General features: G+C 67.6%; 26 protein-coding genes. 11 read left to right on the forward strand and 15 right to left on the reverse strand.

Annotated elements, in window-relative coordinates; genetic code table 11:
• Positions 1 to 17 precede the first annotated feature (17 nt).
• From nusB to FHS96_RS26985, 5 genes are all read left to right on the forward strand, one after another.
• Entirely contained in the window at positions 18 to 482 is a 465-nt protein-coding gene (nusB, locus tag FHS96_RS26965) for a transcription antitermination factor NusB (protein WP_429599267.1), read from the forward strand.
• A gap of 123 nt (positions 483 to 605) precedes the next feature.
• On the forward strand, positions 606 to 1,454 hold the full coding sequence (locus FHS96_RS26970; protein ID WP_429599270.1) for an oxidoreductase: 849 nt from the start codon (positions 606 to 608) through the stop codon (positions 1,452 to 1,454).
• A 25-nt stretch (positions 1,455 to 1,479) separates the two neighbouring features.
• Positions 1,480 to 1,698 (forward strand): hypothetical protein, encoded by a 219-nt coding sequence (locus tag FHS96_RS26975; RefSeq protein WP_429599272.1) that lies wholly within the window; start codon positions 1,480 to 1,482, stop codon positions 1,696 to 1,698.
• Complete coding sequence (locus FHS96_RS26980; protein WP_429599274.1) at positions 1,695 to 2,612, forward strand: DMT family transporter; 918 nt, start codon at positions 1,695 to 1,697, stop codon at positions 2,610 to 2,612. The genes FHS96_RS26975 and FHS96_RS26980 overlap by 4 nt, the downstream gene beginning before the upstream one ends.
• 75 nt (positions 2,613 to 2,687) lie before the next feature.
• Positions 2,688 to 3,581 carry a helix-turn-helix domain-containing protein gene (locus FHS96_RS26985; protein ID WP_429599277.1) on the forward strand — a complete coding sequence of 298 codons (894 nt, stop codon included), beginning with the start codon at positions 2,688 to 2,690 and terminating at the stop codon, positions 3,579 to 3,581.
• A 241-nt stretch (positions 3,582 to 3,822) separates the two neighbouring features.
• On the opposite strand, the gene FHS96_RS26990 is transcribed toward FHS96_RS26985, so the two are convergent.
• Entirely contained in the window at positions 3,823 to 4,065 is a 243-nt protein-coding gene (locus tag FHS96_RS26990) for a hypothetical protein (RefSeq protein WP_429599279.1), read from the reverse strand.
• Here FHS96_RS26990 and FHS96_RS26995 point away from each other — a divergent pair.
• The gene (locus FHS96_RS26995; protein ID WP_429599282.1) at positions 4,064 to 5,131 is read left to right on the forward strand and encodes a helix-turn-helix domain-containing protein; all 1,068 of its coding nucleotides are present in this window, start codon (positions 4,064 to 4,066) and stop codon (positions 5,129 to 5,131) included. The two genes, FHS96_RS26990 and FHS96_RS26995, sit on opposite strands and share 2 nt — an antisense overlap.
• An 8-nt stretch (positions 5,132 to 5,139) precedes the next feature.
• Here the strand turns inward: FHS96_RS26995 and FHS96_RS27000 are convergent, their stop codons facing one another.
• Positions 5,140 to 5,793 carry a response regulator transcription factor gene (locus tag FHS96_RS27000; protein WP_429599285.1) on the reverse strand — a complete coding sequence of 218 codons (654 nt, stop codon included), beginning with the start codon at positions 5,791 to 5,793 and terminating at the stop codon, positions 5,140 to 5,142.
• Positions 5,786 to 6,160: a response regulator transcription factor gene (locus FHS96_RS27005; RefSeq protein WP_429599288.1), complete on the reverse strand. Its 375-nt coding sequence runs from the start codon at positions 6,158 to 6,160 to the stop codon at positions 5,786 to 5,788. Before FHS96_RS27005 ends, FHS96_RS27000 begins: the two co-directional genes overlap by 8 nt.
• Before the next feature lie 161 nt (positions 6,161 to 6,321).
• Here FHS96_RS27005 and FHS96_RS27010 point away from each other — a divergent pair, with 161 nt between their 5' ends.
• Positions 6,322 to 7,854, forward strand: coding sequence for a sensor histidine kinase (locus FHS96_RS27010; RefSeq protein WP_429599290.1), 1,533 nt, complete (start codon positions 6,322 to 6,324; stop codon positions 7,852 to 7,854).
• On the opposite strand, the gene FHS96_RS27015 is transcribed toward FHS96_RS27010, so the two are convergent.
• Both FHS96_RS27015 and FHS96_RS27020 read right to left on the reverse strand, forming a co-directional pair.
• Complete coding sequence (locus FHS96_RS27015; RefSeq protein ID WP_429599293.1) at positions 7,841 to 8,671, reverse strand: alpha/beta fold hydrolase; 831 nt, start codon at positions 8,669 to 8,671, stop codon at positions 7,841 to 7,843. The two genes, FHS96_RS27010 and FHS96_RS27015, sit on opposite strands and share 14 nt — an antisense overlap.
• A gap of 25 nt (positions 8,672 to 8,696) precedes the next feature.
• Positions 8,697 to 9,440: a hypothetical protein gene (locus FHS96_RS27020; RefSeq protein WP_429599295.1), complete on the reverse strand. Its 744-nt coding sequence runs from the start codon at positions 9,438 to 9,440 to the stop codon at positions 8,697 to 8,699.
• Between the two features lie 323 nt (positions 9,441 to 9,763).
• Between FHS96_RS27020 and FHS96_RS27025 the strand changes: the two genes are divergently transcribed.
• From FHS96_RS27025 to FHS96_RS27035, 3 genes are all read left to right on the forward strand, one after another.
• Positions 9,764 to 10,573: an SDR family oxidoreductase gene (locus tag FHS96_RS27025; protein WP_429599297.1), complete on the forward strand. Its 810-nt coding sequence runs from the start codon at positions 9,764 to 9,766 to the stop codon at positions 10,571 to 10,573.
• A gap of 66 nt (positions 10,574 to 10,639) precedes the next feature.
• Positions 10,640 to 11,044: a GlcG/HbpS family heme-binding protein gene (locus tag FHS96_RS27030; RefSeq protein ID WP_429599300.1), complete on the forward strand. Its 405-nt coding sequence runs from the start codon at positions 10,640 to 10,642 to the stop codon at positions 11,042 to 11,044.
• A gap of 12 nt (positions 11,045 to 11,056) precedes the next feature.
• On the forward strand, positions 11,057 to 11,560 hold the full coding sequence (locus FHS96_RS27035; protein WP_429599303.1) for a nuclear transport factor 2 family protein: 504 nt from the start codon (positions 11,057 to 11,059) through the stop codon (positions 11,558 to 11,560).
• Here the strand turns inward: FHS96_RS27035 and FHS96_RS27040 are convergent, their stop codons facing one another.
• The 8 genes from FHS96_RS27040 to FHS96_RS27075 form a co-directional block, all read right to left on the reverse strand.
• Entirely contained in the window at positions 11,561 to 11,755 is a 195-nt protein-coding gene (locus FHS96_RS27040) for a hypothetical protein (RefSeq protein ID WP_429599306.1), read from the reverse strand. It abuts the gene before it with no gap.
• Positions 11,756 to 11,815: 60 nt separating this feature from the next.
• On the reverse strand, positions 11,816 to 12,910 hold the full coding sequence (locus FHS96_RS27045; protein ID WP_429599308.1) for a sialidase family protein: 1,095 nt from the start codon (positions 12,908 to 12,910) through the stop codon (positions 11,816 to 11,818).
• 22 nt (positions 12,911 to 12,932) lie between these two features.
• Positions 12,933 to 13,547 carry an HD domain-containing protein gene (locus FHS96_RS27050; protein WP_429599311.1) on the reverse strand — a complete coding sequence of 205 codons (615 nt, stop codon included), beginning with the start codon at positions 13,545 to 13,547 and terminating at the stop codon, positions 12,933 to 12,935.
• A gap of 55 nt (positions 13,548 to 13,602) precedes the next feature.
• Positions 13,603 to 15,240 carry a saccharopine dehydrogenase family protein gene (locus FHS96_RS27055; protein WP_429599314.1) on the reverse strand — a complete coding sequence of 546 codons (1,638 nt, stop codon included), beginning with the start codon at positions 15,238 to 15,240 and terminating at the stop codon, positions 13,603 to 13,605.
• On the reverse strand, positions 15,237 to 15,659 hold the full coding sequence (locus FHS96_RS27060) for a hypothetical protein (RefSeq protein ID WP_429599317.1): 423 nt from the start codon (positions 15,657 to 15,659) through the stop codon (positions 15,237 to 15,239). Before FHS96_RS27060 ends, FHS96_RS27055 begins: the two co-directional genes overlap by 4 nt.
• A gap of 11 nt (positions 15,660 to 15,670) precedes the next feature.
• Entirely contained in the window at positions 15,671 to 17,203 is a 1,533-nt protein-coding gene (locus tag FHS96_RS27065) for a TIGR01777 family oxidoreductase (protein ID WP_429599320.1), read from the reverse strand.
• On the reverse strand, positions 17,200 to 17,892 hold the full coding sequence (locus FHS96_RS27070) for a DUF4166 domain-containing protein (protein WP_429599323.1): 693 nt from the start codon (positions 17,890 to 17,892) through the stop codon (positions 17,200 to 17,202). The genes FHS96_RS27065 and FHS96_RS27070 overlap by 4 nt, the downstream gene beginning before the upstream one ends.
• Positions 17,893 to 17,962: 70 nt before the next feature.
• On the reverse strand, positions 17,963 to 18,523 hold the full coding sequence (locus tag FHS96_RS27075; RefSeq protein ID WP_429599326.1) for a GbsR/MarR family transcriptional regulator: 561 nt from the start codon (positions 18,521 to 18,523) through the stop codon (positions 17,963 to 17,965).
• 176 nt (positions 18,524 to 18,699) lie between these two features.
• Here FHS96_RS27075 and FHS96_RS27080 point away from each other — a divergent pair, with 176 nt between their 5' ends.
• Complete coding sequence (locus tag FHS96_RS27080; RefSeq protein WP_429599329.1) at positions 18,700 to 19,296, forward strand: hypothetical protein; 597 nt, start codon at positions 18,700 to 18,702, stop codon at positions 19,294 to 19,296.
• 60 nt (positions 19,297 to 19,356) lie between these two features.
• On the opposite strand, the gene FHS96_RS27085 is transcribed toward FHS96_RS27080, so the two are convergent.
• Complete coding sequence (locus tag FHS96_RS27085) at positions 19,357 to 19,908, reverse strand: glutathione peroxidase (protein WP_429599331.1); 552 nt, start codon at positions 19,906 to 19,908, stop codon at positions 19,357 to 19,359.
• A gap of 79 nt (positions 19,909 to 19,987) precedes the next feature.
• The gene (locus FHS96_RS27090; RefSeq protein WP_429599334.1) at positions 19,988 to 20,527 is read right to left on the reverse strand and encodes a DUF6265 family protein; all 540 of its coding nucleotides are present in this window, start codon (positions 20,525 to 20,527) and stop codon (positions 19,988 to 19,990) included.
• Positions 20,528 to 20,545 lie beyond the last annotated feature (18 nt).

The raw sequence follows: 20,545 nt of genomic DNA on the forward strand, positions 1-20,545 counted from the left end.
CGCCTAGGTGAGCCGGCATGTCGAATCCCTCCAAAGTCAAGAATCGCTCCCGTTCGCGTTCCGCCGCCCGCCTTGCCGCGGTGCAGGCGCTGTACCAGCTCGAGATGGAAGGCACGCCGCTGCCGGTCCTGCTCGACGAGTTCCATCGCCACCGGCTGGGCGCGACGATCGAGGATGTCGAGTATGTCGACGCCGAAGTCGCCTTCTTCGACGATATCGTGAAGGGCGTCGACGCCCGCCGCGACGAGATCGACGCGCTGATCAGCGGCAAGCTCGCCAGCGGCTGGACGCTAGAGCGGCTGGACAAGCCGATGCGCCAGATCCTGCGCGCCGGCACCTATGAACTGATCGCCCGCATCGACGTGCCGACCGCAAGCGCGATCAGCGAATATGTCGACGTCGCCCAAGCCTTCTACGACAAGCGCGAATCGGGCTTCGTCAACGGCCTGCTCGACGCGGTGGCCAAGCAGTTTCGCACCTGACACCCCGCCCGGCGCGCGCCATCGCAATTTTGCGATAGTCGCGCCAATCCCGCGACGGCGGCGATCACGCATCCGGGGCACCTTGAGCCTGCCAATCACGGCAAGGTTCAAGGAGTTCCGATCATGAAGACCTGGTTCATCACCGGCGCATCGCGCGGCTTCGGCGCCCGCATCGCCCGTATCGCGCTCGACCAAGGCGACAATGTCGTCGCCACCGCGCGCAATGCCGACGCCGTCATCAAGACGCTCGGCGATCACCCCGCACTGCTTGCGCTGCCGCTCGACGTGACCGACGAGGCGCAGGCACAGGCTGCCGCGGCCGCCGCGATCGATCGCTTCGGCCGCATCGACGTGCTGCTCAACAATGCCGGCTTCGGCCTGCTCGGCGCGGTCGAGGAAGCGAGCGCGGCCGAGGTCGAGCGGCTCTATCGCACCAATGTGTTCGGGCTGCTCAACGTGACCCGCGCGGTGCTGCCGCAGATGCGCGCGCAGCGCTCGGGCCGCATCCTCAACATCTCGTCGATCGGCGGCTATCGCGCCGGGCCGGGGTTCGGCGTCTACAGCTCCACCAAGTTCGCAGTCGAGGGCCTGTCCGAATCGCTGCACCATGAGCTGGCGCCGCTCGGCATCCAGGTAACGGTGGTCGAGCCGGGCTATTTTCGTACTGACTTCCTCGATTCCGCCTCACTGTCCGTCAGCCCGACGCGGATCGAGGATTATAGCGAGACCGCAGGCAAGGTCCGCGCGGTCGCCGTCGATCTCAACCATGGCCAGCCGGGCGACCCCGACAGACTGGCGCATGTGCTGGTCGCCTTCGCCGACGCGCCCAACCCGCCGATCCGCCTGCCGCTGGGCAGCGACACCGTCGCCGCGATCGAGGCCAAGCATGTCGCGGACGCGGCGATCCTCGCCGACTGGCGCGCGGTAGCGGTTTCGACCGACTTCGCCGCCAACCCCGCCACGGCGCACTGAGCGCGGCCGGACAGGAGCACCCGCCATGACCCCGACCGCCTCCTTCAGCCAGCATATCGGCCTTCCCCAGCCGCCGCGGCTGCGCTGGCCAGGCATGGCGCGGCGCTGCCTGGCCGCAATCGGCGAACAGGCGCCGACCTGGCTGGCGATGCTCGCGACCGTGGGCATCACCGGTACCCTCGCGGCGATGGCACTGCTTGCCGCCCGCAACCTGCTGGCGCTGGCGCCGGGAGCCGTCCGGTGAGCGCGCGCGCGATCTTGGCGCGCGCGCTGCCACGCGACGGGTTCTCGGAGCAGCAGCGGGGCTATGCCTTCGGCGGGTTGGCTGCGCTGATCTGGGGCGGCTTCCTGGCGATGTCGGCCCGCGGCGTCGAAGCCGGGCTCGACGCCGCCGACCTCGCCTTGCTACGTTATGAGACGGCGGGGCTGCTGCTTCTCCCCTGGCTGATGCGCCACCACCGCCGGGTCACCGCCAAGATCGGCTGGGGTCGCGCGATCGTGCTGGCGCTGCTCGCTGGGCCGCCCTTCATGCTCGTCGGCACTTCGGGCTTCGAGTTCGCGCCGCTCGCGCACAGCGCGGTGCTGCAATTGGGCACGGTGACCTTGATGGGCATCGTCCTCGCCGCGATCGTCACCGCCGAACGGCCGGGCCGCGCGCGGCTGATCGGGCTGGCGATTGTCGTTGCCGGGCTGGCGATCGCCGCGGGACCGGACCCGCTGCGGGGCGGATCGCAGGCCTGGAAGGGCGACCTGCTGTTCGTCGCCGCGGGGCTGATGTGGGCGCTGTTCACCGTGCTGCAGCGGCACTGGCAGGTGGAGGCGATGGCGGCGACCGCGCTCGTCGCGGTGCTTTCCGCGCTCGTCTATGCCCCCACCTATCTGGCGATCCGCGGGCCGGCGACGCTCGCCGCAGCGGCGCCGGCGATGCTGATCACGCAGGCGATCTTCCTCGGCCTGTTCGCCGGCGTGATCGCGCTGTTCGCCTTCGGTCGCGCGGTCCAGCATCTCGGCGCCGGCCGCGCCTCGCTGTTCCCGGCGCTTGCCCCAGCGGTCGCGATCCTGCTGGGCGTGCCGCTGACCGGCGAGATCCCCTCGATCGCGCAGCTTGCCGGGCTGCTGGTGCTAACCGGCGGGCTGATGCTGGCGTTGCGACGGTGATCACACGCCCCGATTGCCCATCCGCCCTCGCCCGCGCTATCACCACGCAATCGCAACGACCATGCAGGGGGTGGGGTGACCAGCACGCCGACCGGCTTCGGCCATGCCCCGGATGCTCTGGCGCGCATCCTCGATCATGCGCCGCCGGTGATCGACGTCGCGCTGCGCGATGCCACCATGCTCACTTCCCCCTGGGGCCATGGCGCGCTGCACGATTATCTCCCCGCGATGCGCGGCCATGTCGTCATGACCTATTATGGGACGCCGCAGGATATCGTCTGGCGCGTGGGCGGGGAGCGGCTGGCGAGCACGACCAGGACCGGATCGATCACCGTGATTCCCGAGGGGCATGAGGGCCGCTGGGATATCGCCGGGCCGATCGGCGTCAGCCACGTCTTCTTGCCGCACGAGCGCCTTGTCGCCGCAGCCGAGCAACTGAACGGCGGCCGCGCGATCGAGCTGCTCGGCCGCGTAGGCTTCGAGGATCCCATCGCCGCGCGGATCCTGGAGATGTTGGGACGTGACGCGACCACTGCGAGCAACCCCGCCGCGCGGCTGTTCGTCGAACAGGCGACCGACCTGCTGGTGACGCAGTTGGTGCGCGGCCATTCCAGCTTCGGCGCGATCACCCCGCCCGCCCGCCGCGGCCTTGCCGACTGGCAGGTGCGCAAGGTGACCGCGCATATGCGCGACCATATCGACCAGCCGATCGGCCTCGACGAACTCGCCGCGCTCGTCGGCCTCAGCCGCTTCCACTTCTGCACCGCTTTCCGGCAGGCGACCGGCAGCACACCGCATGCCTGGCTAGTGACGCTCCGGATCGAACAGGCGCGGCAGTTGCTGTCCCACCCCGAACTGCCGGTGACCGAGGTGGCGCTGGCGGTGGGATATGAAACCCCTTCCTCCTTCGCGGCCGCGTTCCGCAAGGTCACCGGCAAGACGCCAAGCGCGTTCCGGCAACAGCGATAGCGCGATGAGGCGCCGTTGCACGCGCAGCCGATTGCAGTGAGAAAATTTCGCTGTCCCTGCCGCGAGACGCGGCCACCAGCGGCAAGCGGTGCGAAAGTGACAGACGTTACAGTGAATTTCGGTCCGCCCGCCCCATCCTGATCGCCGCCGCGCCGAGTCGCGGGCGCTCATTCGCTGACGCTCGCACCGCGCCGTGCACGTGCCTATCAAAGGGATGGTTCGGGCTGAATCGCGGGAGCGATTACGCGCGCTCGGCGCTGCGTGCCGCCATCGATGCCTCGCGAAGCTTCAGCATGTGCTGGGCGGTGTCGAGCAGTCGTCGCGCATTGTCGACCAAGGCCTGCAGTGCATCGGTCGCCTGCGGCGACAACGTGCCCTCGGCATCGCTCCACCGCCGATACGCTTCGGCCGAGATGGTCGAAGCGGTCAGTGCGTCGACAAGGTCATTGTGTTGGACAGCCTGGCGGTGAAGCATCTCGATCATGGCGCGGCACATCGTCTCCCTCCAGCGAGGGGAGCATGGGCGAACGCCGCCGTCTTTCCCGAAATTGCTGACCTTTATCCTTCCTTTGCGCGCCTTGATCGGAAAGCGCACGCGCGGCACACTCGCGCAGTCGGCCTGGGTGGGGTTTCCGATGAGCGCTCCAACATCTGCACTGCACAGCTTTGGCGAAGGGAAATTCCCCGAAGCGGGCCTGCTGAGGAGTTCCGCCGGGCGAAGATGGACCGGCCTGGCCGCGGAGTTGCGGGCTCATCCCGCCTGCGAGGTGCCGGCAATCTGCCCCGACCAGATGGAAATCACGCTTGCCCTAAGCGACGCCAAACACGGGGCCGTCGAACGGCGGGGCGACGGCACGTTCCAGCGGACGCCGGTCCGTTCCGGCACTTTATGGTTCTGCCCCATCGGCGTCCACGAGGATTCGATACGGATCACTGCCGACCTGCCGGAGATCCTGCACCTCTATATCCCTGCCGCGCAGTTTTCGCGCGTGGAGGAATTGAGTTCCCGGCCGGTGCGGCCGGACCACATCCGTTATCTCGCGGATGTCGATGACGAGTTCGTCCGCCAGATCGGATATCGCATCCTGCGCGAGATACGGCAGGAAACGGCAAGCGGCGGCCTCTTGGTCGAGCAACTCGCGCTCGCGCTCGCGACCCATCTCGTCGCCGGCTATTCTGAGTCCGGCGACGGCGGCGTTCGGCCGGCCAATACCGTCAGGCCGCTCGACGACCGCCGGCTCAAGCGGGTGTGCGCCTATATCGAGGATCATCTCGACGAAGATATCGCCTTGGCCGATCTGGCCCGGGTCGCCTGCCTCAGCCTGCACCATTTTGCGCGCGCGTTCAGGGAGGCCGCAGGCATCCCGCCGCACCGCTATATCAGCGCCCGGCGCCTCGATCGCGCCCGGCAGATGCTGGCGGTCTCCGATCTCAGCCTCGCCGAGATCGCGTTTGCCTGCCGCTTTTCCTCCCAGGCGAGCTTCACGCGCGCGTTCCAACGCCAGACCGGCCATACGCCGGGACAGTATCGTCGCAGCCGCGCCGGCTAAACGGGCGATCAATCCGGCTTCAACCGCTCGACCATACGAACCAGATCGGGAAGCGTTCGCGCGCCCATCTTGCGCATTGCCGATGCCCGATGAAGCTTGATGGTGATCTCGCTCACCCCCAGTTCGAACGCCACCTGCTTGTTGAGACGACCGTCGCTGACCAACGCCATCACTTCCCGTTCCCTGTGCGACAGCGTCGCATGGCGGCGTCGAAGGTCGGCATGGGCGGCGTCTTCGGCGCGACGGCGACGATCCTGCTCGATCGCGCGCGCAATCGCATCGATCAAATCCTGATCGCGGAACGGCTTGGTCAGGAAATCCACCGCGCCGGCCCGCATCGCGCGCACGGACATCGGGATGTCCCCGTGCGCGGTCATCATGATCACCGGTATCCGGATGCCATGCGCTGCCATCTGCGCCTGAAAATCGAGGCCGCTCACCCTGGGCAGCCGCACATCGAGCAGGAGGCAGCCGGGAGCGTCGTCCGGCTCGGCGGCGAGAAAGGCCGCCGTCGAGCCATAAGACGCCGTGCGCAAGTCCACCGAGCGCAACAGGCTGTCGATCGCGCCGCGGATCGAGGGATCGTCGTCGATCACATGGACGACGGGCTCTCCAGACGCCGCACGGTGGCTTCCGATTGCCGGCGAGGCGGGCCTAGTCATCGCCGGCGAGCTCCCGCTCGATCGTGGCGAGAAGCAGGTTCGCGTCGAAGGGCTTGCTGAGAAAGGCCGCCGCGCCGGCATCCAGCGCACGACGGCGAAGCGCATCCTCGGGAAAGGCGGTGATCACGATCACCGGCAGATCCGGCCACAGGGCGGCGATCCGCTCGATCAACGCAAGCCCGCCCATCCCCGGCATCTGTATGTCGGTGATCAGGCATGCCGGCCGGCCGGCGACGTCCGCTTCCAGGAAGGCCTCGGCGGTTTCGAACAGCGCGACATCGTAACCGGCCGAGCGCAGCAAGCTCGACAAGGCGGTGCGGATCGACCTGTCGTCGTCGACGACGGCTACCAACTCCGATCCGCTCACGCCAGCCGCCACCCATCGTTCCAAGCCCCGGCCGATGCCTCGATCCGCCACGCCAGGCGCACCAACCATTGTCCCCGGTGCGGCCGGCGGCACCCTATACGAACGTATATTGGCGTTGATCTTGCGTCGCTCATGCCCTTCTATCCCGTGGGGGGAGCAGCATGAAACAGGTTTTCACGCGCTGGCCGGGCGATTCGACGGCGCCATCGGCAGAGACGGGCGCCTCGCCATCCTGGTTGCAAGACGGGGCGGACGGCGGCGCGACGCTGTTGCCGCGGCCGCGCTGGCTGCTGGCGCCCGCGGTTGCAGTGCCGCTGCTGTCCGTGCCGCTGCTGCCGGTCGCGCTCGGCGGCGGCGCGTTGATCGCCGCCGCGGTACTGATCATCGCCGCGGCCACCGCCTCGGCATGGGCGATCCTGCAATATGACCGCAAGCTGGCGACCGCTTATGCGCGGCTGGCGGCAAGCGAGCGCTGGAGCCGCATCCTGTTCGAGCGGGCGGGCTTGTCGCTGTGGCATGAGGATTGGAGCGCGGCCCGCGATGCGGTCGCCGATCTGCTGGCGCGCGGGATCGACGATGTGCAGGCCTATTATACCGAACGGCCTCACGATCTGCGCGACCTGCGGCGCCGGGTGATGATCAGGGATGTGAACGCCTTCGCGGTCGAGATGATGGGAGCCGGCGACAAGGCCGCGCTGATCGGCCCGCTCGACAATATCCTGCCCGATACCGACCATACGTTCATGCAGTGGCTGGTCGCGTTCGCGCGGGGCGATCGGTACTACCGTTCCGAAACGCATATCGTCGGGCCCGATGGCACGCCCGTCGATACGCTGTTCACCGCCGAGATCCCCACCGACCCGGCGGGCTTCGAGGATATCGTCGTGAGCGCGCTCGACATTACCGGCTATCGCGCCTCGCAGGAACGGCTGCTGACGCTGGAACGGGACATGCTGCGCGCCTCGCGCATCACGACGATGGGCGCGCTCACAGCATCGATCGCGCATGAGGTCAACTCGCCCTTGTCGGCGATCGTCTCCTATGCAGAGGCGAGCCTGCGCTGGCTGGGGCGGACGCCGCCAGACCTGTCCGAAGCCCGTGCGGCGATCCGCGAGGTGATTGCGGATGCCACCCGCGCGCGCGACGTCGTCCGCCGCACGCGGACCTTCCTGGCGCATACCCCGGAACGCGCCGAGCCGATCTCGCTGGCGGAGGCCGCGCGTACCGCCATCCTGCTGATCGAGCGCGAACTGCGCGACAGCGAAGTTTCGGTGCATTTCGATGCTGACGAGAATCTGCCACGCGTCCTCGCTGATCCCGTCCAGATCCAACAGGTCCTCGTCAACCTGATGCTCAACGGCGCGCAGGCGATGGCGCAGTGCCCAGGCCCGCGCGACCTGACCATCACCATCCGGCGCAACGCGGACGAGGTACACGCTTCGGTGAAGGACGGCGGCACCGGCATCGAGGGGGAGCATGCCGATCGCATTTTCGAGCCTTTCTACACCAGCCGCGAAGGCGGAATGGGCATGGGGCTCGCCATCTGTCGCTCGGTCGTCGAAGGCTGCGGCGGACGGATGTGGATGACCAGCACGCCGGGCGAAGGCAGCGATTTCCGCTTCGGCCTTCCGGCTGCGAACGATGATGCCGCGGCGACGGCATCATCGTCCGCTGACCCCGCTATGCGCGAATGAAGGCGAGCAGATCCGGATTCACCACGTCGGGATGCGTGGTGCACAGCCCGTGCGGCAGACCGGCATAGGTCTTCAACGTGCCGTTGCGGAGCAGCTTGACCGAAAGCGGCGCGGAATCGGCGTAGGGCACGATCTGGTCGTCATCGCCGTGCATCACCAGAACCGGTACCTCGATCGCCTTCAGATCCTCGGTGAAGTCGGTTTCGCTGAACGCCTTGATGCAGTCATGATGCGCCTTGGCGCCGCCCATCATGCCCTGGCGCCACCAGTTCCAGATCACGCCCTGGTCGATCTTCGCGCCCTCGCGGTTATAGCCATAGAAGGGGCCGGTCGGCACATCGACGAAGAATTGCGCGCGATTGGCGATCAGCGCGGCGCGGAACCCGTCGAACACCTCGATCGGCAGCCCGCCGGGGTTCGAATCCTTCCTCACCATCACCGGCGGCACCGCGCCGATCAGCACCGCCTTGGCGACCCGGCCGGGCTTCGCGCGCGCGACATAATGCGCCACTTCGCCCCCACCGGTCGAATGGCCGACATGGATCGCATCCTTCAGGTCGAGCGCGTCGGTCAACACCGCGACGTCGGCCGCATAGGTATCCATCTCGTTGCCGGTGTCGGTCTGGGTCGATCGGCCATGGCCGCGGCGATCATGCGCGATCACGCGATAGCCCTGCGCCAGGAAAAACATCATCTGATTGTCCCAGTCGTCCGCGCTGAGCGGCCAGCCGTGATGAAAAACGATCGGCTGCGCGTCCTTCGCCCCCCAATCCTTGTAGAAGATCTCGGTGCCGTCGGCGGTCGTTACGAAAGCCATGGTGCAATCCCTTCCAGAGTTTCGATCAACGCCCGATCGTGCCGGGCAGGCTGAGGTCGCCGGAGGCGACATCGAAGACGTTCGCGATGCACAGCAGCGGGGCGTGGAGATTGGCGTTGACCTTCAGCGCTGATGTCACGCCGTCGAACTTCACGCCCGCGGTCGCGCCGATCACCGCGGCCGGGACGCGCACCTCGACGGTGTCGGTCGCCAGCATCGTCGGGTAGGTCGGGCTGTCGATCAGCAGCGGCACTTTCGGCCAGGTCGCCGGCACCTTGGGGTTGGTCCCCGCCGGGATATCGCGCACCTTGAGCGCGTCCTTGCCGCAGGCATCGTCGGGCGTGAGCACCACCCAATGCGGGTGCCATACATGGCGGTTGGCGCTGCCATCGGCAGTATCGTCGAAATCGGGGTGGAAGGTCACCGCGAGCGCGAGGATGCCCTGCTTCTCCTCGAAGCCGACCTGCGCGCTGTCGAGGCTGGTCGGCCAGACATAGGAATAGACCGCGCTGCCGGCGAACTGGCCGGTCGCCTTCGGCCGGATTTCGCCCGCCTTGCCGCGCACCTGGACGCGGAAGAGAATGTCGGCGCCCTGGCTCGCGACATCGGTGCGGACGATGTCGAACGACGCCTCGATCTTCGCGTCGGCGGGAGACGCGATGTGCCCGGCATGCTGCGCGAGCGCGTCACTGGCGGCGAGGGGGGAAGACCAGCAAGGACAATGAGATGCTTGAGCTTCATCGAAGTCACTCCCTGGAGGCGCCGGCACATCCCCTCGGGGCCGCGCCCGACGATGATGGCTGGGCAGGCTTCGGCTGAACGTCGCCGCTCTCCCCGAAGTCGGGAGGAGAATGAATGCGCGATCGAACCCCGTCGATCGCACATGCGGTATCGCGGATTATATCTAAGTATGGTTGCTTGGGTTTCAGCGGGCCACTTACCCGGCAATCATCGATCCGCGACACCGCATCTGCCGACACCGCAAGATCGGAACACTCCCCGCAACCCGTGAAAAGCGGCGCCGCGGGCCAAGGGCTAATTTTCCTTCATCGGACGCCAAGGGGGCGGCCAACCAACTGAAGGAGAAGAAAGATGTCGAAGAAAACCATCCTCATCACCGGCGCGGGTTCGGGGTTCGGCAAGGGCGCCGCGATCGGCATGGCGCGCAACGGCCATGACATCATCGCCACCGTGCATGTTTCGTCACAGGTCACGCCGCTGCGCGAGGAAGTGGAAGGGCTGGGGCTGAGCGACCGGATCAAGGTGTATCGCCTCGACCTTACCGACCAATATGACATCAAGCAGGCACTGAGCTGGGACTTCGACGTCCTGTGGAACAACGCGGGCATGGGCGAAGCGGGGCCGGTGTGGGAGATTCCCGTCGACCTCGTCCGCAAGAATTACGAGATCAACGTCTTCCTGCCGCTGGTGCTGACGCAGGGCGCCGTCCAGAAGTGGGTGCGCGCCGGCAAGCAGGGCAAGGTGGTGTTCACCTCCTCGATGGGCGGGCTGTTCACCCCGGCGAACTGGGGCACCTATGTCTCCACCAAGCACGCGCTGGAATCGATCGCGGAGGCGCTGCAGCAGGAACTGGCTGCCTATGGCATCCGGATCCAGACGATCAATCCGGGCGCCTACTACACCGGCTATAACGAGACGATGGCGGACAATCCGTTCCGCTGGCTCGACGACAGCGTGAACTTCACCAAGCGCGCCGACCTGCGCAAGGGCTTCGACGATTTCTTCGCCACGCCCGAGGGCAAGATGGATCCCACCGAGATGATCGACCGCATGATCGAGATCGTGCCAGCCGACGAGGGCAAGTTCCGCAACGTCGTGCCGCAGGTGATCGAGGACATGCTGAAGGACCATCAGCTCAAGGCCTGGGAAAACAGGATCTGACGGACACAGTCTTCGCCCCTCCCCTTCAGGGGAGGGGTTCAAGCACTCCTAAAAGGGATCACCCTCATGATCACCCAGAACCAGGCCGAGGCGGTGCTCGCCGCCGGCCGGCGCGCCGCCGAGGCGATCGGCATTCCGATGAACATCGCCGTGCTCGACGCCGGCGTTCACCTCAAGGCCTTCTCGCGCATGGATGGCGCGCTGCTCGGCTCGATCGACATCGCGCTGGGCAAGGCACGCACCGCCGCGCTGTTCGGGCTCAACACCGAGGTGGTCGGTGAATTCTCCAGACCCGGCGGCTCATCACCTGGGCTGGAGAACAGCAATGGCGGGCTCGTGGTGTTCGCCGGCGGCATCCCCCTCCACGATGCGGAGGGCCGGATGATCGGCGCGGTCGGCGTTTCGGGCGGCGCCGTGGATCAGGATTTTCAAATCGCCCGCGCCGCCGCGCAGGCGGTCGACGGCCTGTAAGGGAGAAAGACGATGCGCAGTTCAGCCTTGTTCGGTCTCGCGCTCGCCACCGCGGTGGCGGTCGGCAGCCCCATGGTCACGCCGCAGACGGCGATGGCCCAGACTTCCGAAACCCAGCGCAACCGCGCTGCCATCGCCCAAGGCATGAAGGCCTGGGCGGACGGGACCGGCAGCCCCTATGACCTGCTCGACGCCGATGCGCGCTGGACGATCAGCGGCAATTCGCTGGGCAGCAAGACCTATGAAGGCAAGGAAGCCTTCATGCGTGAGGTGATCCGCCCGTTCAACGCGCGGATGCGCGATCGGTTGATCCCTACCGTTCACCGACTTTATGCCGAAGGCGACACCGTGATCGCCCATTTCGATGCGCACGGCACCGCGCTGGACGGCAAGCCCTACGTCAACAGCTATGCCTGGATTCTCAGGATGGAGGATGGCCGCATCGTCGAGGCGACCGCATTCTTCGATGCGATCACGTTCGACGATTTCTGGCGGCGGGTGCAGCCGCGGCCCTGATCATTTCGTGTCATAGGCCGGCTGGTCGTGCGAGTTGGACATGTTCTGACCGGTCGCCTGATCCTCTTTCAATTCTTCGCCGTGCCAGACGTTGCGCGCGAGAAAGATGAAGGCGATCACCGCCAGCACGATCGCAACGATGTAAATGCCGGCGCGGCCGAGGCGGCGGGGGCTGGGCTGGTTGGGATCGGGCATCGCGCGGCTCCTGTGGTTGGCACTCTGCCGAAACAGCGAACCGGAGCCGCGCGAGTTCCCTCACACCAGCCGCGCCGGATCCACCACCACGTGGCGGATCCGCGTGCGGCCGTGGGTGTAGGTGATGTGGACCTTGCCGTCGCGCGCCTGGATCACGGCCGGATAGGCATAGCCGCTGGTGATCGGTTCGCTTTCCAATGTCAGCACGTTGCGCCAGGCGAGCCCATCCTCGGACAGCCCGATGTTCAGCGGCCAGCGTGAGCCCTTGCCCGGGCTTTCCGGGCGGTGCGCGCTGTGGTTGTAGACGATCAGGTGGCGGCCATCCGCCAACGTCACCGCATCCGTGCCCGAGCTGGGATTGGGCAGGTCGACCGCACCCAGCGGGCCCCAACTCTTGCCGCCATCCTCAGACCAGCAGGAGCCGACCGCGCCCTGACGGGTGCGCGCCACCGCCTGCAGCTTGCCGCCGGCGTGAAAGAGGATGCTCGGCTGGATCGCCATGATCTGCTGCGGAGAGGGCACCGGGTCGCTCACCGTCCAGCTCCTGCCCCGATCGGTGCTGCGCTCGAAGTGCAGCGACCAGCGATCGAGATCCGCCTCGAGACTGGAGGGGGAGAGCCAGCTGCCGTCCGCCAGCACCACCGGCTTGTTCTTGATCGGGCCGAGCACGCCATCGGCCAGCCTGCGCGGCGCGCTCCAGCGCGCGCCGCCGTCGGTGGAGCTGATCACCATCCCCCACCATTCGCGCGGGTTCGGGCCGATCTTGTAGAACAGATGGAGCGGGCCGGCCGGATCCTGGAACAGCACCGGGTTCCAAGTGGGCAGCCGCGCACCGCCCGGCTGAATGCCATTGGCGACCGAGACGCCCTTCTGCCAGCCATCCGCGCCCAGCCGCGCGAACCAGATTTCCACGTCCGGATCCCGTTCCCGCGTGCCGCCGAACCAGGATGCGGCGATGGTGCCGTCCGCCAGTTCGACGATCGTCGAGGCATGACATTGCGGATAGGGTGCGCTTTCATAGATGAAGCCGCTGCGGAGGATCGCGCCCTGCCCCGCTGCCGGCGTGGCCCGGGTTGGCGCGGCGAGTGCTGCCGGTGCCGCGACCGCGGTTCCGGCGAGCGCCGCGATGGCTTGCCGGCGGGTGGTGACGTGCATCCTCTCGATCCTCCATTATCATTCAGGCAACAGGCGCGAGGCGGGCCAACGAACGCGCGATGTTCGCACGCGCCGACGCCTCGAAGCGGTGATGGCCCCAGTCGGACAGATAGAGCCGCTCGCGCCGGCCGAACCCGGCCAGCACCGCGGCGCGGCCGGCGGCGAAGGCATCATCCTCGACATGGCCATATTCGAAACGGATCGCCTGTTCATAAGCATCGAAGCGAGCCGCGTCGGCACCGAGGATGGCCAGATCCATGTCGAGGAAGCGCGCGGTATCGGCCTGCTCCTCCGCGGGCAGGGCGGGATCGATGCGGTGGCGCCGGGTGGCGAGGATCATGCGCACCGCCCGGTCGCGTGTCGGCCGATCGAGCACCCCACCCGCCAGCGTTTCGAGCAGTGCCGCGCTGCGTTCCTCATTGTCGTGCGTCTGCGGATCATAGACTGCGTCATGAAACAGGATCGCGTAGAGCACCGCTTCCGGCGCCGCGAAATCGCCGCGCGTCTCGGCGAACAAGGCGAGCATCTCCTCGATATGCGTCCAGTCATGATAGGCGCGCTGCGGCTCGGCATGGCGGCGACGCAGCGTGGCGAGGAGACCGGCCGGCACCGCGGCGAGCACTTCCGGAATGGTCATGACACCGGTGTGCACGCGTGGCCGCGGGAAGGCAATGACGGATCGGGGGCGCCGATCAGGGCTCCGCCGATGACGTCCGCAGCCAGCCTTCATAGCGCACCACCCGGCCGATGAGCGGCAAAGCGGCATCGACTTCGAAGCGGAAGCGATCGCCCTCCTGCCATTCGCGGCCGGACAGCCGCGGCGCCAGCACCAAGGGCAGCGGCACGCCGGCGATGCTCCAGCGCTGGAGGCGCATCACCAGCCCCTCGGCATCGGCGGTCAGCGCGAAGCCGAAGCGGAGCGGCCCGAAGCGCTCGACCAGCAGCCCCGCCCGCGCCGTCATGCGGCTGGAGAAGGCATGGCCGCCGAAGCGTCGCGTCCAGCGCTCGCCATCGTCCTCGACAGCGAAAGCCACGTGCAGGTCATGGTCGCCGGCGGGTGGAAATCCCATGATCGCGCCCGCCAAGGCGGCGAGCGGCCCGCGGCCGCGCCTCACATGGCCCTCACCCACTGCGCCGTCATCGGCGCAGATATCGTGCATCGCCGCGACGAGCGGCGGCAGCCGGTCGAACCCGGTGCCCAGCACCCGGCGATAGAGCGGTGGCGGCAGCCGGCGCTCGACGATTTCGTCGGACACGGCCAGTTCCGCGAACAAGGGCGCGAAGTCGGCAAGCTCGAGCAGGCGATGCGCAGCGACGGCGCCCGGCGCGATCCGCCCGCCGAGAATCGCCTCGGCGACCAGCACCGCTGCCAGCGTCGGAATCTCCGGACCGTCGCCATGATCGGCGAGCAAGGTCCAGCACCGTTCCACATCGCCGTCCGCCCGCCGGCCCCGCGCGGCGACGCGCATCGCCGAACGCGTGCCGCCTAGCCGGATCGTCAGCCGCTGCAGCCGCGACAACAACGGCGCGGCGCCGACCAGTCCCTTGATCCAGCCCCAGCGCACCGGCCAGCTTGCCGCCCAGAGGAACAGGTTCTGGAAACCAAGCTCGGTGCCCGCGCCGAAGGTCACCGCCGGGGCGCCGGGTAGCGCGGAGGGCATCAGCGCAAGGTCGGGCACATCGGCGAGCGCGACCAATCGGTCGAGCGGCGGCCGGCCGGCGACGGCAAAACGCATGCGTCGCATCTTCTGCCAGCCGAATCCGGTCGCCCAGCGCCGACCGCGCCACAGCGGCAGCGCCTGGCCGGCATAGGACAGCACCGCGCGCGTCACCGCAGGGCCGGCCCCCGCGCGATTGGATGCGGTGATCGCCATCTCCACCGATCGCACCGCCGCCATATCCTGCGTAATCGCGCGCACCGCGGCGCCCGACAGCGCGGGTACGCTCGACGCGCCTGTCACGATCGCGACGCCGGCCGCGCGTGCTGCCGCATCGAGCGCGCCGATACCGGTCACGAAGCCGCGCGCGTCGGCCAGATCGACATAGGGGATGGCGGCGGCGATGCAGGCGCGGGGCACGGCATGGCCGCCCGCCTGGAACGGCCCCGCGGCGTCGATGACGAGATCGGGCCGGAGCGTGGCCAGGGCGTCGGCGACGTCGCCGGTTCGGTCGACCCGCGCGGGTTCGGCGTCCCCCAGCGTGGCGCAGAAGCGCCGCGCCTTGTCGAGGCTGCGGCCGGCGACGATCAGCCGATGCCCCCGCGCCGCCAGCCGTCGCGCCAGCCGCGCACCGAATCCTCCATAGCCGCCGATGATGAGGATGCCGGTCATTCGGGCGAGCCGCGCCGCAGCGTTCTCAGGAAGGCCAGCCCTGCGGCCGCCCCCGCCGCGCCGAAGGCGGCGCTGAATGCGACCTGGGTCAGCGGATAGGCGGGCGGATTCATGAAACCGAGGATCGTTACCGGCACCGCGCCGATCACGAGCCCGAGCGCGGCGGTGGCGATCCGGTCCAGCGGGCGCCAGCGGTTGAGCAACAGCCAGGCCGGCATGCCGAGGATCAGGATATGCCCCAGCGCGATCGGCAATCCGAAGATCATGCCGAAGAAGATGATCGCCGGCAGCCCGATCAGCGCGTCGGCGACGCCCGCGACCATCATCGTGCCCGTGAAGATCAGGATCATCATCGCCACCCCCGCAAGCGCCGCGACCATCACCGCGCCCGCGACACGCAAACCGGAAACTTCCACCATCCGGCCCTCCCTCAATGCAGCCAGCGCAGCGCCGCGAACGGGCGGCTGGGCATGGCGGCGGCGGGCGGCACCGCGCCGGTGATCGCCGCCAGTGCACCCTCGATGCGGGGGTGGTGGAAGCGGAAGCCCTCGAATACCGCGCGTACCGGCAGCACGCGCTGGCTGGCAAGGAACAGCTCATCGGCGAAGTCGCCGAGCAGCGTGCGCAGCGGGGCGGCGGGCAGCGGCAGCACCGTCGGGCGGCCGAGCGCCCGGCCAAGCGCGCGGGTGAAGTCCGTATTGCGTACCGGGTTGGGCGCAGTGGCGTTGACCGCCCCTTCCAGCGTTGGCGTGGCGATCGCGAAGGCGATCAGGCGGACGAGGTCGTCGCGGTGGATCCAGCTCATCCATTGCCGGCCGCTGCCGATGCGGCCGCCCATGCCGAATTCGAAAGGCAGCAGCAGGTTGCCGAGCAGTCCGCCTGCCGCCGCCAGCACCAGCCCGATGCGCAGCCGGACGACGCGCACGCCGAGCAGCGCCATGCGATCGGCCTCCGTCTCCCACGCCGCGCAGACCTCCTGGCAGAAGCCGGGGCCGGCAGGGCTGGCCTCGTCGAGCAGTTCCTCGCCACGATCGCCATAGACGCCGATCGCGGAGGCGCTGACCAGCACCGCCGGCGGTGCCGCGAGTCGCCCGGCCAGCGCGACGAGCGCGCGGGTCGTCTCGATACGGCTGGCACAGATCGCGGCGCGCCGGCGGCGTGTCCACAGGCCGCCGGCGATGCTTTCGCCAGCAAGGTTGACGATCGCGTCGATCCGCTCGGCATCATCTATCGCGTCGAGGCTGGTGACGATCCGCACGGGGCGCGGAAGGGTGGCGCCGCGCCCGGCATCGCGAGTCAGCACGATCACCTCATGCCCGGCCTCCGCCAGCGCCGCGACGAGCCGCCTGCCGACGAAACCGGTGCCGCCGGTGACAAGGACCCGGCGACGCGGTGGCAGCGCCTGCGCCAGTGCGGCTGCGTCCGGTTCTACAAGGCGCGGAGCGCGGCGGGCGGCAGCAAGGTCGCGCAGACCGCTCAGCACCACACCCAGCGCGGCGATGGCGAACAGGATGGACGGCACGCCGTGGAAGACGATGGGCAGGCCGCTGGGCAGCGCCGTGCGCGCCCAGAGTTCGGGCAGCAGCAGCGCGAGGATCACGCCATAGTTGAGCGTGAGCAAGGTGTGCGTCACGCGCTCGCTCGCCGGCAGCAGCCGAGTGCGATCCTCCTCGACGAAATCCCACAGGGTAATGCCGAGTTCGACCAGCAGCAGCGCCATGAGCGCCGCGGCATAGCCGCCCTGCGGTTCCGTCCAGCCCAGCGCCAGGAAGACGATCCCGTAGATCAGGTTGCGAACGGCATGGAGGCCGAGCTCGAACGCCTGGCGGGGCTGCCATGCCAGCCGCAAGGTGAGTTCATGGTGATAGAGCGTGTCGAAGCCGCCCATCGCGATCTGCGCGAACAGCAGCACCCAGAGCATGGGGCCAATCATCGGAGCGTCGATCACCGGGGCGTCGATCATGCCGCGTCTCCCTTGAGGTCCGGATCGGCGAACACCGCCACCTGCCGCACCAGCCGGCCGACGAGGGGGTGGGTGAGATCCAGCGTGAACACGAAGCGGCCATGGCCGCAGTCGATATGCCCGACGATGAGATGCGGGCTCAGCCAGCGCGGCAGGCGCAGGCGGAGCTTGCCCAACCGCCAGAAGATATGATCGCTGACGAAGCTGAGCACGCCGCTCTCGGCGGTGAGGCCGAGCGCGATGCCGACGCCGAGGCCGAGATATTCCTCGATCCCGGTCGGCCCGGTGAACCGCTTGGCACTGTAGATCACCTGGGGAAAGCCGGCATGGCGGCCATATTGGCGCGTCCAGAACTGGCCGCCGCCTGCCCGATCCTCGGTTACCGTCACGCAGGCCGGTACGCCGGCGTCGCGATGGAGCGGCAGCGGGCTGCCGATGACGCGGGCGAGTTGCGCGAGCAGCCAGCCGAGCCGGCTCATCCGGCATTCGGTGACTTCACCGACATAGGTCAGACAGCCTTCCGGCCCGATGCGACGGTGGAAGCGCTCACGAACCGCAGCGGGAAGGGCCGCCCAGCGCTCGTCCCCCAGCAAACGGCGGAACGGATGGGCATCGTCCATCCCCGGCTCGGGCAGCGACCGGCGCCAGCCCTGATAGCGGGTCTGCACTCCTCTTGCTGTCGCGAGCATGTTCTTCTCCGTCAGTTTATTCTGTATAAACAGAAATAATTGCACGTGATGTGGCCGTGCAGGGCCGCGTTCAGTCCTTCTTGCCGCCGGGGATCAGCGCCAGCACCTTCCGCCCCATCTTGATCAGCAGCAGCAGGCGCGAGGGCGAGACCTGGATCATCTCGTCATGCCACTTCTCCATGATCTTGACGAAATCATACATCGCCTCGATCCGCCCGCGCGCGACCTTGCCGATGGTCGGATCGCTCTCCGCCTCCGCACGGCAGCGTTCGAGCGCAGCGACCGCAGGGTCGATCTCGCGCTGCTTTCGGCCTTCGGCGATACGGGTGAGCATCTGCCAGAGATCGACCTCGGCCTCGAAATGGTCGCGGCGATCGCCCATCATCGGCACGCGGCGCACCAGCCGCCAGCCGACCAGTTCCTTCAGCGAGTTGGAGATGTTGCTGCGCGCGATGCCCAGCTTCTCGCCGATCTCGTCAGCATTCAGCGGCCGCTCGCTGAGGTAGAGCAGCGCGTGGATCTGCGCCACCGAACGGTTGACGCCCCATTGGCTGCCCATGTCCCCCCAGTGCAGCACGAACGCGCGGACCGCTGGAGGCAGGACCTCATCATGTTCAGCTATTTCTGTCATGACAGAAATATGCGACGATCGGGAAAGCCTGTCAACCGCTGTGCATCAGTCACTGTTTCTTACAAAAGTTCGGCGGCCACGCAGGCAGTTGCAACCAGCCGCGTCGATGATCGTTACGCATGCATTCCGCACCACCGGTGCGATCGGTATCACCAAACGAGCGAAAGGGCTTCTCGATGCGGAAGACCGCGACCCTGTTTACCCATGGCCTGGCGGCGACCGCGCTGATCGCGACGGCGATGCTGCCCGCCGCGCCCGCACTGGCGCAGGGCGGCGCGCCCGACCAGAACACCGGCCAGCGTGCCAAGGGTATTGCCACCCAGCCGCTGGAGGACCTGAACATCCACAAGGATAAAATTCCGCCCAAGCTGGTGGCGATCCAGGACAATCCCTACAACCTGTCCGGCATGCGCACCTGCAAGCAGCTCAACGCCGAGATCATCGAACTGAACGGCGTGCTCGGCGCCGATGTCGATGCAACGCAGGAAGCGCGGCAAAAGACGGAGGATCGCATCGTATCCGTCGGCGGCAGCCTGGTCGGCAGCCTGATCCCCTTCCGCGGTCTCGTCCGCGAAGTCACCGGCGCCAATGCCCAGCAGCGCCGCTTCGAGGCAGCGATCTACGCCGGCACGACCCGCCGTTCCTATCTGAAAGGCACAGCCAAGGCGAAGGGTTGCAAGCCGCTGCCGCCGGTGACCGCTGCCGAGGTTGATGCCGGGGTCAAGAAGGCCAAGGAAAAGGAAGAGGCCCAGAAGGCCGCCGACAAGCAGTAAGCACGCTGCATCAATGCCTTCCCCTCCCCGACCTTGGCTCGGGGAGGGAAAAGCCTGTGTTCAGGCTTTCGCCAGTTCCGCTTCGATCGCGGCAACGAGCGCGCTGTCGTCAGGCGCGGTTGTCGGTGCAAAGCGGCCGACGACATTGCCATCTCGGCCGATCAGGAACTTCTCGAAATTCCACAGCACTTCAGGCTCGGGATTAGGCGTCATGCCATATCCGCGCAGCCGTTCGCGAAACGCCTCGGGATCGCCGGCGGCCGCGGGGGCAGACTCGGTCAGCGCCTTGTAGAGTGGGTGCTTGTCGGGCCCGACGACGGTGATCTTCGAATACATCGGGAAATCGACGCCGAAATTGGTGGTGCAGAAGCTGGCGATCTCCGCATCGGTGCCCGGTTCCTGCGCCCCGAAATCATTAGCGGGGAAGCCGGCGATGACGAGGCCCTTGTCCTTGTAGGTCGCGTAGAGCTTCTCCAACCCTTCATATTGCGGCGTCAGCCCGCATTTCGACGCGACATTCACGGCAAGCACGACCTTGCCATCATGGTCGGCCAGGCTGGCGTCCTTGCCATCGATCGTCTTGAGCGGAATCTGCTGTAGCGCGGTCGTCATCACCCTCTCCCTGCTCGGTTGCCGGATCGGCCTAGCCGAGGCGCGGCGGAGAAGCGAGGCGGCTTTGCGCCGCCATCCCTCACATGCCCCCACCCGGCGCGATCCGGTGATACTGCCAGGTCATCGCGTCCTGCGCCGGATCACGCCCGCGCGTCGTGGCAACCAGCATCGCACCGCCATCGGCGAGTCGATAGGTGATGTGCGTGGGATAGTCATGCTGGGGATTGGCGAAGACGATCTCGGCATCGCCGCCCGCCGGATCCTCGCGCAACGCAACCGCCGGAAACGCAACCGCGGGCTTGCCCGATGGCTGGCCATAGAAGACCAGCCCGTCGACGTGGCGGACGATGCGCATATATTCGAAACCGCGCGCGACGCCGCCCTTCACGGTCTGGCCGATCCCCAGCTTAGTGCCGCCGCGCATCGGCTCCCAATGCTCTACGGTTGTGCCGTCCGCCGCGTTGCCCGCCTGCCAGTCACCGGTCAGCCAGTCGAGATCGGTCGCCGGCAGCAATGCCGCGCGCTGCGGCCGGTCGGTGATGATCGGAGTATTGCCCGATTGGGCGACGCTGGCGACGGACGCCAGCAATATGGCACTCGCCAGCAGCGCACGCAGCATCGCTACCCCTCCATGCTG

The sequence above is a fragment of the Sphingomonas zeicaulis genome (assembly GCF_050433225.1).
GTDB classification, from domain to species: domain Bacteria; phylum Pseudomonadota; class Alphaproteobacteria; order Sphingomonadales; family Sphingomonadaceae; genus Sphingomonas_D; species Sphingomonas_D zeicaulis.

Coding starts and splice junctions, on each gene's coding strand:
- FHS96_RS27010 (WP_429599290.1), top strand. CDS start 6,322: ATGAAACAGGTTTTCACGCGCTGGCCGGGCGATTCGACGGCGCCATCG.
- FHS96_RS27080 (WP_429599329.1), top strand. CDS start 18,700: ATGCGGAAGACCGCGACCCTGTTTACCCATGGCCTGGCGGCGACCGCG.
- FHS96_RS27040 (WP_429599306.1), bottom strand. CDS start 11,755: ATGCCCGATCCCAACCAGCCCAGCCCCCGCCGCCTCGGCCGCGCCGGC.
- FHS96_RS27065 (WP_429599320.1), bottom strand. CDS start 17,203: ATGATCGACGCCCCGGTGATCGACGCTCCGATGATTGGCCCCATGCTC.
- FHS96_RS27075 (WP_429599326.1), bottom strand. CDS start 18,523: ATGACAGAAATAGCTGAACATGATGAGGTCCTGCCTCCAGCGGTCCGC.
- FHS96_RS26995 (WP_429599282.1), top strand. CDS start 4,064: ATGGCGCGGCACATCGTCTCCCTCCAGCGAGGGGAGCATGGGCGAACG.
- FHS96_RS27025 (WP_429599297.1), top strand. CDS start 9,764: ATGTCGAAGAAAACCATCCTCATCACCGGCGCGGGTTCGGGGTTCGGC.
- FHS96_RS27085 (WP_429599331.1), bottom strand. CDS start 19,908: ATGACGACCGCGCTACAGCAGATTCCGCTCAAGACGATCGATGGCAAG.
- FHS96_RS27090 (WP_429599334.1), bottom strand. CDS start 20,527: ATGCTGCGTGCGCTGCTGGCGAGTGCCATATTGCTGGCGTCCGTCGCC.
- nusB (WP_429599267.1), top strand. CDS start 18: ATGTCGAATCCCTCCAAAGTCAAGAATCGCTCCCGTTCGCGTTCCGCC.
- FHS96_RS27055 (WP_429599314.1), bottom strand. CDS start 15,240: ATGACCGGCATCCTCATCATCGGCGGCTATGGAGGATTCGGTGCGCGG.
- FHS96_RS26975 (WP_429599272.1), top strand. CDS start 1,480: ATGACCCCGACCGCCTCCTTCAGCCAGCATATCGGCCTTCCCCAGCCG.
- FHS96_RS27035 (WP_429599303.1), top strand. CDS start 11,057: ATGCGCAGTTCAGCCTTGTTCGGTCTCGCGCTCGCCACCGCGGTGGCG.
- FHS96_RS26990 (WP_429599279.1), bottom strand. CDS start 4,065: ATGATCGAGATGCTTCACCGCCAGGCTGTCCAACACAATGACCTTGTC.
- FHS96_RS27060 (WP_429599317.1), bottom strand. CDS start 15,659: ATGGTGGAAGTTTCCGGTTTGCGTGTCGCGGGCGCGGTGATGGTCGCG.
- FHS96_RS27070 (WP_429599323.1), bottom strand. CDS start 17,892: ATGCTCGCGACAGCAAGAGGAGTGCAGACCCGCTATCAGGGCTGGCGC.
- FHS96_RS27030 (WP_429599300.1), top strand. CDS start 10,640: ATGATCACCCAGAACCAGGCCGAGGCGGTGCTCGCCGCCGGCCGGCGC.
- FHS96_RS27000 (WP_429599285.1), bottom strand. CDS start 5,793: ATGACTAGGCCCGCCTCGCCGGCAATCGGAAGCCACCGTGCGGCGTCT.
- FHS96_RS27015 (WP_429599293.1), bottom strand. CDS start 8,671: ATGGCTTTCGTAACGACCGCCGACGGCACCGAGATCTTCTACAAGGAT.
- FHS96_RS27045 (WP_429599308.1), bottom strand. CDS start 12,910: ATGCACGTCACCACCCGCCGGCAAGCCATCGCGGCGCTCGCCGGAACC.
- FHS96_RS26970 (WP_429599270.1), top strand. CDS start 606: ATGAAGACCTGGTTCATCACCGGCGCATCGCGCGGCTTCGGCGCCCGC.
- FHS96_RS27050 (WP_429599311.1), bottom strand. CDS start 13,547: ATGACCATTCCGGAAGTGCTCGCCGCGGTGCCGGCCGGTCTCCTCGCC.